13 protein-coding genes are annotated in these 14,700 nt (G+C 64.1%); 9 read left to right on the forward strand and 4 right to left on the reverse strand.

Annotation, left to right across the window (positions count from 1 at the left end; all coding sequences use genetic code 11):
• The first annotated feature begins 163 nt into the window (after positions 1 to 163).
• The 8 genes from gltX to UNPA324_RS21650 all read left to right on the forward strand — a co-directional run bounded on the left by gltX (position 164) and on the right by UNPA324_RS21650 (position 9,407).
• Positions 164 to 1,588: a glutamate--tRNA ligase gene (gltX, locus tag UNPA324_RS21615; protein ID WP_141935844.1), complete on the forward strand. Its 1,425-nt coding sequence runs from the start codon at positions 164 to 166 to the stop codon at positions 1,586 to 1,588.
• Positions 1,589 to 1,734: 146 nt separating this feature from the next.
• Positions 1,735 to 3,039 carry a citrate synthase gene (gltA, locus tag UNPA324_RS21620; RefSeq protein ID WP_141935846.1) on the forward strand — a complete coding sequence of 435 codons (1,305 nt, stop codon included), beginning with the start codon at positions 1,735 to 1,737 and terminating at the stop codon, positions 3,037 to 3,039.
• Positions 3,040 to 3,229: 190 nt separating this feature from the next.
• On the forward strand, positions 3,230 to 4,408 hold the full coding sequence (locus UNPA324_RS21625) for an ROK family transcriptional regulator (RefSeq protein ID WP_181769467.1): 1,179 nt from the start codon (positions 3,230 to 3,232) through the stop codon (positions 4,406 to 4,408).
• Between the two features lie 58 nt (positions 4,409 to 4,466).
• Positions 4,467 to 5,753, forward strand: a complete 1,287-nt coding sequence (locus UNPA324_RS21630) for an ABC transporter substrate-binding protein (protein WP_141935850.1) — start codon at positions 4,467 to 4,469, stop codon at positions 5,751 to 5,753.
• Positions 5,750 to 6,673 (forward strand): carbohydrate ABC transporter permease, encoded by a 924-nt coding sequence (locus UNPA324_RS21635; RefSeq protein WP_164936243.1) that lies wholly within the window; start codon positions 5,750 to 5,752, stop codon positions 6,671 to 6,673. The genes UNPA324_RS21630 and UNPA324_RS21635 overlap by 4 nt, the downstream gene beginning before the upstream one ends.
• Positions 6,666 to 7,523 carry a carbohydrate ABC transporter permease gene (locus tag UNPA324_RS21640; protein ID WP_164936242.1) on the forward strand — a complete coding sequence of 286 codons (858 nt, stop codon included), beginning with the start codon at positions 6,666 to 6,668 and terminating at the stop codon, positions 7,521 to 7,523. The genes UNPA324_RS21635 and UNPA324_RS21640 overlap by 8 nt, the downstream gene beginning before the upstream one ends.
• Positions 7,524 to 7,533: 10 nt before the next feature.
• A complete protein-coding gene (locus UNPA324_RS21645) occupies positions 7,534 to 8,643 on the forward strand; it encodes an ABC transporter ATP-binding protein (RefSeq protein WP_128919342.1) in 1,110 nt (369 codons plus the stop codon).
• Positions 8,640 to 9,407: an SDR family NAD(P)-dependent oxidoreductase gene (locus UNPA324_RS21650; protein ID WP_141935852.1), complete on the forward strand. Its 768-nt coding sequence runs from the start codon at positions 8,640 to 8,642 to the stop codon at positions 9,405 to 9,407. Before UNPA324_RS21645 ends, UNPA324_RS21650 begins: the two co-directional genes overlap by 4 nt.
• 95 nt (positions 9,408 to 9,502) lie before the next feature.
• Here the strand turns inward: UNPA324_RS21650 and UNPA324_RS21655 are convergent, their stop codons facing one another.
• The 4 genes from UNPA324_RS21655 to lpxA form a co-directional block, all read right to left on the reverse strand.
• Entirely contained in the window at positions 9,503 to 10,378 is an 876-nt protein-coding gene (locus UNPA324_RS21655) for an ABC transporter substrate-binding protein (RefSeq protein WP_245471882.1), read from the reverse strand.
• Between the two features lie 968 nt (positions 10,379 to 11,346).
• Complete coding sequence (gene lpxB / locus UNPA324_RS21660) at positions 11,347 to 12,531, reverse strand: lipid-A-disaccharide synthase (RefSeq protein ID WP_141935853.1); 1,185 nt, start codon at positions 12,529 to 12,531, stop codon at positions 11,347 to 11,349.
• Entirely contained in the window at positions 12,528 to 13,385 is an 858-nt protein-coding gene (locus UNPA324_RS21665) for an LpxI family protein (protein ID WP_164936260.1), read from the reverse strand. The genes lpxB and UNPA324_RS21665 overlap by 4 nt, the downstream gene beginning before the upstream one ends.
• Before the next feature lie 19 nt (positions 13,386 to 13,404).
• Positions 13,405 to 14,196: an acyl-ACP--UDP-N-acetylglucosamine O-acyltransferase gene (lpxA, locus tag UNPA324_RS21670; RefSeq protein WP_128948552.1), complete on the reverse strand. Its 792-nt coding sequence runs from the start codon at positions 14,194 to 14,196 to the stop codon at positions 13,405 to 13,407.
• A 175-nt stretch (positions 14,197 to 14,371) separates the two neighbouring features.
• Here lpxA and UNPA324_RS21675 point away from each other — a divergent pair, with 175 nt between their 5' ends.
• Entirely contained in the window at positions 14,372 to 14,695 is a 324-nt protein-coding gene (locus UNPA324_RS21675; protein ID WP_141935855.1) for a KTSC domain-containing protein, read from the forward strand.
• The last annotated feature ends 5 nt before the right edge of the window (positions 14,696 to 14,700 follow it).

The following is a 14,700-nucleotide window of genomic DNA, read 5'->3' on the forward strand; positions in this document are numbered from 1 at the left end:
GAAAATCCTGTCGGGAAATCAGCGGTCCTTCTGCCAAATTCGGGAGGCTGAGCCAAGAGCTTAAGCACGGCTCAAGCAAGCCCCCACAGGTCCGCCGACGGGCTTTAGTTATGTCACGTTCCTGCTATACACCACCGCCTCCAATGCATAGGCCCTGCCAAGAATGACCGATTCCGTCGTCACCCGCTTTGCCCCCTCGCCGACCGGCTTCCTCCATATCGGGGGCGCCCGCACGGCGCTGTTCAATTGGCTCTATGCCAAGAAGCACGGCGGCAAGATGCTGCTGCGGATCGAGGACACCGACCGGGAGCGCTCCACCGAGGCCGCGATCGGCGCCATTCTCGACGGCCTCAAATGGCTTGAGCTCGGCTGGGACGGCGAGGTCATCTACCAGTTCAGCCGCGCCGCCCGTCACCGCGAGGTCGCCGAGCAGCTGCTCGCCGACGGCAAGGCCTATCGCTGTTACGCCACCGCCGAGGAGCTCGCCGCCATGCGCGAGAAAGCGCGCGCGGAGGGGCGCACCCGCCTCTATGACGGCATGTGGCGCGACCGCGATCCCGCGACCGCCCCAAACGATGTGAAGCCGACCATCCGCCTGCGCGCGCCGCAGACCGGCGAGACCGTGATCGAGGACCAGGTTCAGGGCCGCGTGGTCTGGCAGAACGAGAACCTCGACGACCTCGTCCTGCTGCGCGGCGATGGCAATCCGACTTACATGCTCGCCGTGGTGGTCGACGACCACGACATGGGCGTCACCCATGTGATCCGCGGCGACGACCATCTGATCAACGCCGCCCGCCAGAAGCAGATTTACGATGCGATGGGCTGGACGCTGCCGAGCATGTCCCACATTCCCCTGATCCATGGTCCGGACGGCTCGAAGCTGTCGAAGCGCCACGGCGCGCTCGGGGTCGATGCCTACCGCGCCATGGGATACCTCCCGGCGGCGCTGCGCAATTACCTCGTCCGGCTCGGCTGGAGCCATGGCGACCAGGAGATCTTCTCGACCGAGGAGATGATCGCAGCCTTCGACCTCGCCAGCGTCGGCCGCGCCGCCGCGCGCTTCGATTTCGCCAAGCTTGAAAACCTCAACGGCCACTACATCCGCCACGCCGACGATCAATCGCTCGTGAAGATGTTCGAGGACGTGCTTGACCACCTGCCGGGACGGGGCGAGCTTAAGGCCAAGTTAAATGACACCACGCGCGCGCAGCTCGTGAAGGCCATGCCGGCCCTGAAGGAGCGCGCCAAGACGTTGATCGAGCTGATCGACGGCGCCTATTTCATCTTCGCCGACCGCCCGCTAGAGCTCGACCCCAAGGCGCAGGCGCTGCTGACGCCAGAGAACCGCAAGCTGATCGGCCAGCTTCATTCCGCGCTGGAGAAAGTCGAGACGTGGAGCGGCGCCACCACCGAAGCCGCACTGCGCACTTTTGCCGAGGAAAATAGTCTCAAACTCGGCGCGGTCGCCCAGCCCCTGCGGGCGGCGCTAACCGGACGGACGACGTCGCCTGGTATATTTGAGGTTTTGGACGTCCTGGGACGCCAGGAGAGCCTCGCCCGGCTTAAGGATCAGTCTACGACGTAAGTCGACCATGCGTGCGGCGATCTTGCAGCGCACATAGCAATAATATACCCATCTCCCCCGAACCTCCTGGAACATCCGGCCTGCCCCCATGATCTGCCTAGGGGGCTCCGGCTCTGGCCCGTTTCACCATACATCGGGGACCTCTGATGGACGCAAAACCAAGCCCAAAGACCGCTACGCTGACGGTCGGAAACAAGAACTACGATCTCCCGATCCACAGCGGCAGCGTCGGGCCTGATGTCATCGATATCGGCAAGCTCTACGGCCAGTCCGGCCTGTTCACCTACGATCCCGGCTTCACCTCCACCGCGAGCTGCCAGTCCAAGATCACCTATATCGACGGCGACGCGGGCGTGCTGGAATACCGCGGCTATCCGATCGAGCAGCTCGCCGAGAACGGCGACTTCCTCGAGACCTGCTACCTTCTGCTGTTTGGCGATCTCCCGACCGCCGCGCAAAAGAAGGATTTCGACTACCGCGTGATCCATCACACGATGGTGCACGAGCAGATGGCCCGCTTCTTCCAGGGCTTCCGCCGCGACGCCCATCCGATGGCGATCATGGTGGCCGCAGTCGGCGCGCTCGCCGCATTCTACCACGACTCGACCGACATCAACGATCCGAAGCAGCGCATGATCGCTTCCATGCGCATGATCGCCAAGATCCCGACGCTGGCGGCGATGGCCTACAAGTACACGGTCGGCCAGCCCTTCGTGTATCCGAAGAACTCGCTCAAGTTCGCCGAGAATTTCCTGCACATGTGCTTCGCCGTGCCGTGCGAGGAGTACAAGATCAACCCCGTGCTCGCTGACGCGCTGGACAAGATCTTCATCCTGCACGCCGACCACGAGCAGAACGCCTCGACCTCGACGGTGCGTATCGCCGGCTCCTCCGGCGCCAACCCGTTCGCCTGCATCGCCGCCGGCATCGCCTGCCTCTGGGGCCCGGCGCATGGCGGCGCCAACGAGGCCGCGCTCGCGATGCTCGCCGAGATCGGCTCGGTGGACAAGATCCCCGAGTTCATCGCCAAGGTGAAGGACAAGAACTCCGAAGTCCGCCTGATGGGCTTCGGCCACCGCGTCTACAAGAACTACGATCCGCGCGCCAAGATCATGCAGAAGATGTGTCACGCCGTGCTCGAGGAGACCGGCCATGGCGACGATCCGATGCTGAAGGTGGCGCTCGAGCTGGAGAAGATCGCGCTCAGCGACCAGTACTTCATCGACCGCAAGCTGTACCCGAACGTCGACTTCTATTCGGGCATCACGCTGAAGGCGATGGGCTTCCCGGTCTCGATGTTCACCGTGCTGTTCGCGGTCGCACGCACCGTCGGCTGGATCAGCCAGTGGAGCGAGATGATCGAGGACCCGCAGCAGAAGATCGGTCGTCCCCGCCAGCTCTACACCGGCGTCACCCGCCGCGACTACGTCGCGATGAAGGATCGCAAGTAAGATCGGACGGAACAATCCAACGGAACGGCGCCATCGCAAGATGGCGCCGTTTTCGTTTTGCGCAGAGATGCCGTAGGTGGGCAAAGCGTGCTGCCGCGCACAACAACAAGTCGGCGCATCACGCCCCCGAACGCTTGACAGTCGAACGGCTCCGCGCGCATTCTTACACTAAGTAAGAATGACGACAGGGATGGAAATGCCGGAGCAGCCGAGAAGTCGGCGGCAGACGCGCGCTGCCATTTTGACCCATCTGCTTCAGGCGGGCGGCTCGTTTCGTCCGCCTCTGGCCAAGGCCGTGCGCCTGTCGGAAGCGAGCCTGTCGCGCATCCTGTACGACCTGAAGGCCGAAGGCCTGATCGAGGAGGTGCGGCGCCCTGCCCCTTACGTCGGCGGCCCGACCGGCCTCGTGTCGCTCGATGGCGCGGTGGCGCTTGCAGCCTTCGAGCTGACCACTCAGCATCTCAGCGTCGGCGTCGGCGGCCTGTCGGGCGAACTGCACTACACCGAGCGCGTGAACCTGCCGAGGACGCCGACCGCCGAGACCGTCGGCCGGGTGTTTCGCGAAGCCATGACATTGTTGCGCGACTGGACGCGGCGCCGCCGCATCACCCTCTCCCAGATCGGCGTCTCCATTCCCGGCCTTGGCCGTCTCAGCATATCGGCCAATCCAATCATTCCCTGCGATGTCGGGCGCGTGAGCGAGATGTTCGACGAGATGTTCGCCGGCGTGCCGCTCGAATTCACCAATTCGGTCGTCGCCCACGCCACCTTTCACCGCTGCCGCACGGAGAATTATCCATTCAACGACACGCATCTGTTCGTGCTCGTCAGCCACGGTGTTGCCGGCGCCTGGATGGACGATCCGGCGAAGGCCGATGCCCTGCAGCCGATCGAGCTCGGCCACATGGTATTCGCGCCCGAGGGACCGCGCTGCCGCTGCGGACATCATGGCTGCGTCGAGGCCTATGCGTCGATTCCGGCGCTGGCCGAGCTTCTCGGCATTTCCGAAACCGAGTTGCTTCAGCTCGGCAACGAATGGGGGAACACGATCCCGCTCTCATCGCGCGTGCGGCAGGAGCTGCGCCGGCGGCTGTTCCGGCTTGGCCTTGCGATCGGCAACACGCTGAACGTGAAACCGTGCGGTGGCGTTGCGATCAGCGGCTGGCCGTCGCTTCTCGCCGACGACGATCGCAACGCCGTGGTCGAAGGAATCGATGCCTGCCTGCTGGGTGGACGCAAATTGGCGCAAGTGTCCCTCGCCTTCGTGCCGCCGTCGACCGGCAACGATCCGCAGGCCGCGCTCGCCTTCGCCGCCTTTTGCCTCGCCAGCCGTGGCGGCATGCCCGCGGCATCGACGGAGGCGGCCTGACATGCGCTGAGCCTGCACGTCCCACACGCGCCGAGACTTCACACCGGGAGGAACTGCCATGCCGATCACAACAACAAGGCGTCGTCTGCTCGCTGGATCCGTTGCCACGCTCGCACTGCCGGCATTTGCCCGCCCGCAAAGCGCGGTCAAGCCGCGCCTGACCGCCATCTCGCAATGGTCGGCGGGCAGCGATGGCGCGGCCATCACGGCACTCGGCAAGAAATTCGAGGAGAAGGGAGGCGTCTGGCAGCATTCGCCCGTCCCCGGCTTCACCACCGAGATGATGAACAAGCTGCGCGCTCAGATCATGGCCGGCGATCCGCCGGCCTGCTCGCAACTCAAGGGTCCAGAGATCGCGGCCTGGTCGAAGATAGCCCCGACCGTCGATCTCGACGCCGTCGTCGCTGCCGCCGGTTACGAGAAGGTCGTCGCGCCGGACCTTGCGAAATTGCACAAGCCGGGCGGCAAATGGATCGCACTGCCGCTGCAGATCTACAGCACCAACATGCTGTTCCTGTCCAAGCGCGCCATGGACAAGGCCAAGGCCGACAAGATCCCGGTCACCTGGGCAGACTTCAACGACCTCGCCGAGAAGATGAAAGCGGGCGGAGTTCCCTATCCCATCGCCAACGGCGGCACCCGTCCGGACGACGGGCAGAAATTCGAGGCCGCCCTGGCCGGCATCAGTCCGCTCGCATACCGCGCCGCCATCATGAATCTCGAGAAGAAGGCTCTGGAGGGTCCGGAGATCAAGGCTGCGTTCGCGCAAGTGCGCAAGATCGCCGACTGGATGGACCCCAACGTCGGCGCCCAACACTTCTCGACCAATTTGAAGCGCTTCATTGAAGGCGACATGGGCATGATGATCATGGGTGGCTGGGCGCAGGGCGTGTTGCGCAATGCCGGCTTCAAGCTCGAGGACTTCACGATTGCGCCGGGCCCCAGCAACAACGGCAAGCCGGTGTTTCTGTTGAACGCCGACGCCTTCATCTTCTGGCAGCGCAAGGAGGCGGACCTGCAGGCCGGCCAGACGCTGATGGCCCAGCTCGTCATGGATCCGGCGATCCAGACTATGTACTCGCAGATCACGGGATCGATCCCCGTGCGCACCGATGTCGATCTGTCCGGCGAAGGCTGGTCGGACGGGCAACGGCGGACCGCAGCAGCCCTGAAGGACGCGATCGCCAGCAACCAGGCCGTCCTCAGTCTTGCGCACAACATGGCGCAGGAAAACGGCATGACCGCTGCGATGATCGACGTGATTACGGAGTACGTGAAGAACAAGACGATCAAGCCCGAGCAGGCGGCCATCCGCCTCGCCGAGGCCGTCGAGGGCGCGCGTTGAGCAATGCCGCCGCGATAAGGCCGGGCCGGCCGGCGCTTCCTGAATGGGTGCGCCGGCTGCCCGAATACCTGATGATCTGGGTGCCGCTGCTGCTGTCCGCGGCGCACCTCATCTCGTTCTCGCTGTGGACGATCTGGATCTCGTTCACGCCGTCCACGCTCGTCCCGGTCTCGGGCTGGGTGGGCTTGCGCAACTACACGGCGGTCGCGGCGTCGCGGAACTGGCAGATCGCCTTCGACAATCTGCTGCTGTTCGGCAGCGCGTTCGTCGTGTTGAGTGCGGCGACCGGCCTCATCCTCGCGATCCTGCTCGATCAGCGCATTCGCGGCGAAAACGCGCTGCGCTCCATCTTCCTCTATCCCCTCGCGGTGTCCTTCGTCGTCACCGGCACGGTCTGGAGCTGGCTGCTCAATCCTGGCCTCGGGATTCAGAAGCTGGTCCACGATCTCGGCTGGACCTCCTTCAAGTTCGACTGGTTGATCGACCGCGACATGGCGATCTGGACCATCGTCATCGCCGCGATCTGGCAATCCTCGGGCTTTGCCATGGCCCTCTTTCTTGCCGGCCTCAGGTCCGTCGACGCCGACATCGTCAAGGCCGCGCAGATCGACGGCGCCGGGCCGGTCCGCATCTACCGCCGCATCGTTCTGCCCTCGCTTTGGCCTATCACCGTTACCGTCGTCGTGATCCAGCTGCAGTTCGCGATCTCGACGTTCGACCTCGTCCGCGCCCTTACCAACGGGGGACCGGGAATTGCGACGCAGCTGCCCGCCCTCGTCGTCTATGACCTGATGTTCCAGCGCAGCCTGCTCGGCCGCGGAGCCGCGGCGGCAGTGCTGATGCTGCTCATTCTTCTCGCGGTGCTGCTGCCCTATGCGGCGTGGCGGTATGTCCAGCGGCGGCGGGCCCTTCATGCGTGATCATAGCTTCGCCCCGAGCCGGATCTGGATCTATCTCGTCGTTACGCTGATCGCCGCGGCTTGGCTCGCGCCGCTGGCCGTCGTCGTTCTGAACTCGCTCCGGTCCAACGAGGAGATCGCGCAGGGGTCGATGATCGGCTGGCCGCAACATCTGGCTTGGAGCAACTACCCCGCGGCCTGGAGCGGATTCTGCGTTGCCGAAACCTGCTCCGGCATCCGGCCGTACATGCTGAACTCCGCGCTGGTCACTATCCCTGCGACGATCTTCTCGACCTTGCTCGGCGCGATCGCCGGTTACGCCATATCGCTCTGGCGCTTTCGCGGCGACAATTGGATCTACGGCATCGTGACCCTTGGCCTTTTCCTGCCTCAGCAGATGCGCCTCTTGCCTTGGACCATCGTGCTGCGGGACATCGGTCTCATCAATACGCTGGCTGGCCTCGTGCTGATCCACACCATCCAGGGTCTCTCTTTCACCACGCTGTTCTGCCGGAACTATTATGTCGCCATTCCCCATGAATTGATAAGGGCCGCGCGAATCGACGGCGCCGGGTTCTTCCGCATCTTCTGGCGCATTATCCTGCCGCTCTCCGGGCCGATCCTGATCGTCACGGTGATCTGGCAGTTCACGCACATCTGGAACGAGTTCCTCTATGGCGTCACGTTCACAACCGGCCAGCAGCAGCCCGTCACGGCAGCTCTCATCGCGCTCTCCGCCGCAGTGGCCGATATCCCGCAGCATGGCGTGCAGAGCGCAGCGGTGATCATCGCCGCGCTGCCGACGCTGCTGATCTACCTCATCGGCGGCAAGTACTTCGTCCGCGGCCTGACTGCCGGGGCCGTGAAATGATGGAGTCGTCATGGCAGCACTGAGCATTCGCGCCCTGTCCAAACGCTACGCCAATCTGGAGGTGCTGAAGGACATCGCACTCGACATCGAGAGCGGCGAATTCACGGTGCTGGTCGGCCCCTCCGGCTGCGGCAAGTCCACACTGCTCAACATCGTCGCTGGGCTCGACTACCCGAGCGCGGGGACGATCGAGATCGGCGGACGCGTCGTCAACGACGTCCCGCCGAAGGACCGCGACATTGCCATGGTGTTCCAGTCTTACGCGCTCTATCCGTCGATGACGGTGCGGCAGAACATCACCTTCGGCATGGAATGCCGTCATGTGCCCAAGGCCGAGCAGGAGAAGGCGGTCGCGAATGTCGCAAAACTCCTTCAGATCGAGACGCTGCTCGGCCGCAAGCCGTCGCAGCTTTCCGGCGGCCAGCGCCAGCGCGTCGCGATGGGACGCGCACTGGTCCGGGATCCCCTGCTCTTCCTGTTCGACGAGCCGCTCTCCAATCTCGACGCCAAGCTGCGCGTGGAGATGCGGATGGAGATCAAGCGCCTGCACCAGCGCATCGGCGCCACCATCGTCTATGTCACCCACGACCAGATCGAGGCCATGACGATGGCAACACGGATCGCCGTGATGCATCAGGGCCGCGTGCAGCAATTCGCCGAGCCCGATACCGTGTACCGCTATCCCGCCAATTTGTTCGTCGCGCGGTTCATGGGCTCGCCCCCGATGAACACGATACCGGCACGGCTCGAGGCCGAGAACGACGGGCTGGTGGTCGTGATCGGCGCAGGCCGGCCGGACGAGATCCGTCTGCGCCTGAGAGACTATGATGGCGCAGCGCCCTTTGTCGGACGCGACGTGGTGTTCGGGATCAGGCCGGAATGCATTGCCGAGGGCAGCCGCGCGTTTTCGAACGATGCGCCCGTCCTCGTCGACGCGCCCGTGGACATGGTCGAGCCGACCGGAGCCGAGACGATGGTGTCGCTGCGGCTCGGGGGCGAGACGGCGATGGCGCGCATCTCGCCCGATATCCGGCCCGTGCCCGGCGCGTCCGCCTCTTTCGCGCTCGACACCCGCCGCGTTTGCCTGTTCGACCCCGAGACGGAGCGACTGATCGCATGACCAAGACGAGCTATGCCGGCCTAGCGGACCACGTGGTGCTGATCACCGGCGGCGCAAGCGGCATTGGTGCGGCCTTCGTGCGCGCCTTCGCCGCCCAGCGCGCCCACGTCGCGTTCCTCGATATCGACGAAGCAGCCGGCGGAGCGTTGGTTGCGGAGGTCGCGTCCGCATGTGGTACCGCGCCGCTGTTCGTGCCCTGCGACCTCCTCGACATCGACGCCTTGCGCGCTGCCATGGCGGAGGTCCAGCGATCGCTCGGTAACGCCGCTGTGCTCGTCAACAACGCCGCCAATGACCAGCGCCAGGTGCTCGCGGAGGTGACGCCCGCCGAATTCGACTGGATGATCGGCGTCAATTTCAAGCACGTGTTCTTTGCCGCGCAAGCGGTGGTGCCGCAGATGCAGGCGCGCGGCGGCGGCTCGATCATCAACATGTCGTCGATCGCCTGGATGCGCGGTGCGCCGGCGCTGCCGGTCTATGCCGGTGCCAAAGCAGCGATCGTCGGCTTCACCAACTCGCTGGCTCGATCGGTCGGCCCCGATCGCATCCGCGTCAACGCGATTGCCCCCGGCATGGTCGTCACCGAACGGCAGCGCCGGCTGTGGTATCCGGACGAACGTGTCATCACCGAGATGCGCTCGCGGCAGGCCGTTCCCGATGCGGTGACGCCCGAGGACATCGCCAACATGGCGCTGTTCCTCGCCTCCGACGAAAGCCAGCGCATCACCAGCCAGTGTTTTCGCGTCGATGCGGGCCTTGCCTAGGGCCTGCGCTCGAAGTTCATGTCAGGTCGGCTTTGCTCTCCAAAGGAGACGTCAAGCAAACATTGACGCAGGTCGCCCTTGGGCCACGAGCGGAACTATTCAATCACCTCGTCGGCGCGGGCGAGGAGTGCTGCTGGTATCGCGACGTCGAGTACCTTTGCCGTCTTGAGGTTGACTGCCAGCCACAGCTTGCTTGGAAATTCGATGGGGAGGTCGCCGGGGTGCGTCCCCCTGAGTATCTTGTCCACAAAATAGCCGGCGCGACGAAAGCACCAGCGCAAGTCGACGCCATAGCTCACGAGGCCGCCGTGGATAACGTGCTCGCGATATCCGAAGACCGTCGGCAGCCGCTTTTCAAGCGTGATAGCGCCGATCTGCTCGCTCATATTGAGCAGCAGGTTGGTCTGAAGGACAACGGCGACATCGACCTTTTCGTTCGCCAGCGCAGCAAGTGCATTCGGGATGTCCTTCGCCGCACTGGTATCTGCTTCGACCACGCTGAGGCTCAACGCCCCACAAGCTGCCCTCAAATCCCCGACTTGAGGCGGCCCCTTGGGATCGTTCATGTTGGTCAGCAGTCCGATGCGCCGTGCCTTCGGAGCGATTTCTCGCGCGAGTTCAATTTGCTTGGTCGGCAAACCCGCGAGGTAGGGCTCAATGCCCGTTACATTTCCTCCTGGGCGAGCCTCGCTGGCAATCAAGCCGAGATGGACCGCATCGGCAAGCGCGGGACAGACAATCGGTATTGTCGATGTTGCCTTTCGGGCAGCGACGGCTTCCAGCGTTGCAGGCACAGCGATGATATCGGGTTTGAGCAGAGCCACCATTTCCTCAATGGGTGGTACCCGGTCCGGGAAGATGTCCGTTCGCCGAACGATATCGATGTTCCGCCCTTGCTCGTAGCCGAACTCGGAGAGCCCCTTAACGAAATTGCCGAAGGCCAAGTCTACGATGAATTGGGGCAACGTCACCCCCGGAGGCGCAGCTCCCGCCCATGCGATGAGGGGACGTTTTCGCACAGTCTGCGCGCTTGAGCCCCGACCAAACAATGTCGATCCTGCTGCAGCGCCAAAAATGCCGAGATTTCCAATAAACTCCCGCCGTCGCATGTGTCCCCCCTCGTATGGGCCACGCCATTCGCTGGTGAGGTTAGCACCTTGCAGCGGTCTATGCTGCAATTTAGCGAGCCCGTTGCTCCGGCGGCATTCGCCTGAGGATGGTCGCGATCGATCAAATGCGGTTGACTTCTACGATTGCAGCAGGGTCCGCTATGGGCCAAAAGCAGTGGTCTGCCCATCATTAGGCGACGTCCGGCATTCCTCCGGCCGCAGACATGGCAACGGCTCTCGCGGTGTTCAGCTGACGGCCAAATGCAGACATTCCTGCTTGGCTTCCTGATCAGAAAATCATTTCGGGAGATACGACCGGAGCAGGAATGCCGAATGCGTGTCTGAAGGTCTGGGGAGGTGCCGCTGGTGTGCCATCGCTATAGCGCCTCTGCTCAATGCGGCTGCCCAACAGCTGGGCACCCCTAAGGCTCGCAAGCGAGCATGAACCTCCTCACATGCGTAGGAACTAACATCAAGGCCTTGAACCTCGGGAGGCAGTGTTGGCGGCAGGCACAAAAGCAGACGATTGGTTCATTGCTGCACACGTACTGAGGATACGCACGAAATCGGGCACCGCTTCGATATCGTTTAAGATTGGCAGCAGAATAGCCAACATCGCAGCACTATTAGGCTGCTCCGGACCAATTTCTGGATCCGGCGTTTCGGACACAGAACTTCCAATTAGATAGCCAACTTGTGCGCAATGGCGGCACGGCCACATTAGCGGCTTGCCGCGCGAACAGCTTAACCTCTGCTTGGAGCCGATCGCGGCCGAATCAAGTAACTTCCGCCGGGCCGCTGCAAGCCGACGCTTGCGAGGCGCGCCTAGCCTAGCTCGTTCCCCCGCCCTTGCGCATCGTCGCCAGCACGATGTCCGCGGCCAGCACGCTCGGTGACTTGTTGCCGGTCGACATGATGGTGTCGAGCTGGGCAAAGGCCTCGACCTGCTGTCGCCGCAGCGGAGAATCCGTCAGCACATCAGTGAGCGCGGGCGCCAGCTTGTCCGGCGTGCACTCCTCCTGCAGGAACTCCGGAATGACATCCTTGCCGATCACGAGATTGGCAAGGATCACCGAGGAGACGCGGATGGCGCGGCGCAGGATGAAGGCCTCGATCGCGCCGACGCGATAGGCCGTCACCATGGGAATGCCTGATAGCGCAAGCTCCAGCGTCACCGTGCCGGATTTGGCCAGCGCCGCACGCGCGATGCGGAACGCGGCGCGCTTCTCGTTCTCACCGATCACGATCTGCGGCTTGACCGGCCAATTCGCGATGCCTTCGCGGATGGTCGCTTCCAGATGCGGCATGGTGGGCAGCATCAGGTCGAAGGCGTGGCCTTCCGCCTGCAAGCGGCCGAGCGTTGCGCCGAACACATTGAGGTGGTGCCTGACCTCGCTGCGACGGCTGCCGGGCAGCACCAGCAGCACCGGCGGCTCAGTGTTGCGGCGTGTCTGCTCCTCCGCATTCGGCCGCAGCGAGGACAATTGCTCGATCAGGGGATGGCCGACATAGCTGCATGGCGGTCCGCCGAGCTTGCGGTATTCCTCGGGCTCGAACGGCAGGAGACCGAGAACGTGGTCGACATAGCCGAGCATGGTCCGCGCCCGTCCCGGCCGCCACGCCCAAAGCTGCGGCGAGACGTAATCGACCACGGGAATCGCGGAATTCTTCGCGCGCACGCGGCGGGCGACGCGATGCGTGAAATCCGGACTGTCGATGATGATGAGCGCGTCGGGCACCGCCTCAATCACGGCGTCCGCTGTGTTGCGGATCAACCGCAGGATCTTCGGCAATTGCTGCATCACCGCGGCGAAACCGACGATCGACAGCTCCTCGATCGGAAACAGCGATACCAGCCCCTCGCGCGCCATGGTGCGGCCGCCGACGCCTGCGAATTCGACGCCGTCGCCGAGGCGTTGGCGCAGCACCTTCATCAAGGCGCTGCCGAGCCGGTCGCCGGATTCCTCCGTGGCGATCAGGAAGATCTTGCGCTTGGGATCGCGTGGCTGCATCACGCCGGCAAGCCGATGACGAAGAGATATTTCGCGTCGGCCAGCGCGATCATCGCCTGCGGCTCGGCGGCGATGGTGTTACCGGCGATGACGGCGATGCCGGCGAGCCCTGCGGCGGCAACACCTTCGAGCGTGCGCGGACCGATCGTCGGCAGGTCAAAGCGCAGATCCTGGCCGCTCTTCGGCGCCTTCACCAGCACGCCGCGGCCGGCGGCCGCGCGAATACGGCCCTCCTCGCGCAGCCGCGCGACGCGCGCGAGCAGCGCGTCGGTGCCCTCGATGTCCTCGACCGCCACCACATGCCCGTCGATCACCACCGCGGCTTGGCCGATGTCGAACGGACCGAGCGCGGCCAGCACCGCACGGCCCCGCTCGATGTCGGTCTTGCTGTTGTCGTTCGGCCAGGCGCGACTGATGCAGCCCTCGGGCATCAGAAGATCCGGGGCGACGTCCTTGATGCCGACCATGCGAAAGCCGTCCTGCTCGAGGAGGCGGCCGACGCCGGACAAGAGATGATCGTCGCCGCCGCGGAAGGCGCGGATGACGTTGCCGAGCAGGCGCAACGTCTTGACGTCGAACCGGATCTCCGCGAGCGAGGGGCGCACCAGCGTTCCGATGAAGATCAGGTCGCGGCAGCCTTCCTCGCGAAACAGCCGCATGGCGCGGCCGAGCTGGCCGACCGAAATCCAGCGGTGACGGAATTTCTCCACCCGCGCCGGATCGCAGGCCCCCCGCAGCGGGAACAGCACCGGGGTGATGCCGCGGGCGGCAAGCGAGTCGGCGACCGCGAACGGCATGGCACCGCCGCCGGCGACGATGCCGACCGGCGAAGAAATCTCTGACGCCGCCGATGTCATGCCCGGGGCCATTGCAAAGTCACTTCGCGATGGCGGGAAGGCAGAGCGGGCGTTTGCCCTTGCCGATGAAGTCGAGGATCTCGGCGATCGCCGGATCTTCGCCCGCGAGCGGCCTGCAGGCTTCCAGCCGCGCGGCGAAGGTGCCGGGGCCGTGGAAGAGCTTTTGGTAGAACCCACGCACCGTCGCCAGCCGCTGCTTGGTGAACTTGCGCCGCTTCATGCCAATCAGGTTAAGGCTCTCCAGCACCGCGTACTGACCGTTGACCAGTCCGTACGGGATGACGTCGTCGCGCACGCCGCAGACGCCGCCAACCATCACATACGGGCCGATGCGCGTGAACTGATGCACCGCGGACAGGCCGCCGATATAGACGGCATCGCCGATCTCGCAATGGCCCCCGAGCGTCGCCGACGTCGCGAAGATCACGTTGTCGCCGACCATGCAATCATGGCCGACATGGCTGTTGTTCATGAAGTAGCCGCCGCTGCCGACGCGCGTCTTCCCACCGCCCTTGACGGTGCCGACGTTCATCGTCGCACCTTCACGAATGGTACAGCCGGAACCGATCTCGAGCGTGGTCGGCTCACCCTTGTAGCTGAGATCCTGGGGCGCACCGCCGAGCACCACAAACGGTGAGATCACACAGCCGTCGCCGACTGAAGTGTGGCCGATGATTGTGACCTGCCCGATCAGCCTGCAGTTCGCGCCGATCACGACATTCGGGCCGATGATGCAATAGGGCCCGATCTCGGTGCCCTCGCCGATCACGGCGCCGTCCGCGACCCGTGCGGTGGGATCAATCTTGCTCATCAAGCAATCTTACTCGTTAGGAAGTTCTGATTATGTGTTGAAGTCGTTCGGTTTTCCGGTGGTTAGCGCGTCTATGCCCGGCCTGTCCAGTGACGTATCATCTCGCCGTGTTTCAAGTATCGGATGAGGCGGCCGTCCCGGTCCGTCAGCAAGTTCATGCGGAGCTTCAGCATTCGTGGTCAGGGCCTTGGCAGTTCTGCTCGCACAGCTCGTCGCCACGCCGATCGTATCCGAGACGGTGGAGACCGGTGATCGCGGCACCATCAACCTCGCAACATTCGAATGCCGCGACATCAATCGCAGCACGGTGCTCCAGCGCGTCTGTTACGATCCCACGCGGCACGATCTCGTCGTCGCGACGGGCGGCTTCTATGCGCGCTATTGCGGCATCGCGGACAAGACGGTCGACCAGCTTCTGGGCGCGCCGTCCATGGGCCAGTTCTTCAATCGGCATATCCGGCGCGAGACCGCCGGCCGCCGCTACGATTGCAGCGCGTGAGCCCC

It is taken from the genome of Bradyrhizobium sp. UNPA324, assembly GCF_006658635.1.
In the GTDB taxonomy this organism is placed as follows: domain Bacteria; phylum Pseudomonadota; class Alphaproteobacteria; order Rhizobiales; family Xanthobacteraceae; genus Bradyrhizobium; species Bradyrhizobium nanningense.

Bases quoted from the DNA above. Each gene is read 5' to 3' on its own strand.
- gltX (WP_141935844.1), top strand. From the start codon at position 164: ATGACCGATTCCGTCGTCACCCGCTTTGCCCCCTCGCCGACCGGCTTC.
- gltA (WP_141935846.1), top strand. From the start codon at position 1,735: ATGGACGCAAAACCAAGCCCAAAGACCGCTACGCTGACGGTCGGAAAC.
- UNPA324_RS21625 (WP_181769467.1), top strand. From the start codon at position 3,230: ATGGAAATGCCGGAGCAGCCGAGAAGTCGGCGGCAGACGCGCGCTGCC.
- UNPA324_RS21630 (WP_141935850.1), top strand. From the start codon at position 4,467: ATGCCGATCACAACAACAAGGCGTCGTCTGCTCGCTGGATCCGTTGCC.
- UNPA324_RS21640 (WP_164936242.1), top strand. From the start codon at position 6,666: ATGCGTGATCATAGCTTCGCCCCGAGCCGGATCTGGATCTATCTCGTC.
- UNPA324_RS21645 (WP_128919342.1), top strand. From the start codon at position 7,534: ATGGCAGCACTGAGCATTCGCGCCCTGTCCAAACGCTACGCCAATCTG.
- UNPA324_RS21650 (WP_141935852.1), top strand. From the start codon at position 8,640: ATGACCAAGACGAGCTATGCCGGCCTAGCGGACCACGTGGTGCTGATC.
- UNPA324_RS21665 (WP_164936260.1), bottom strand. From the start codon at position 13,385: ATGACATCGGCGGCGTCAGAGATTTCTTCGCCGGTCGGCATCGTCGCC.
- lpxA (WP_128948552.1), bottom strand. From the start codon at position 14,196: ATGAGCAAGATTGATCCCACCGCACGGGTCGCGGACGGCGCCGTGATC.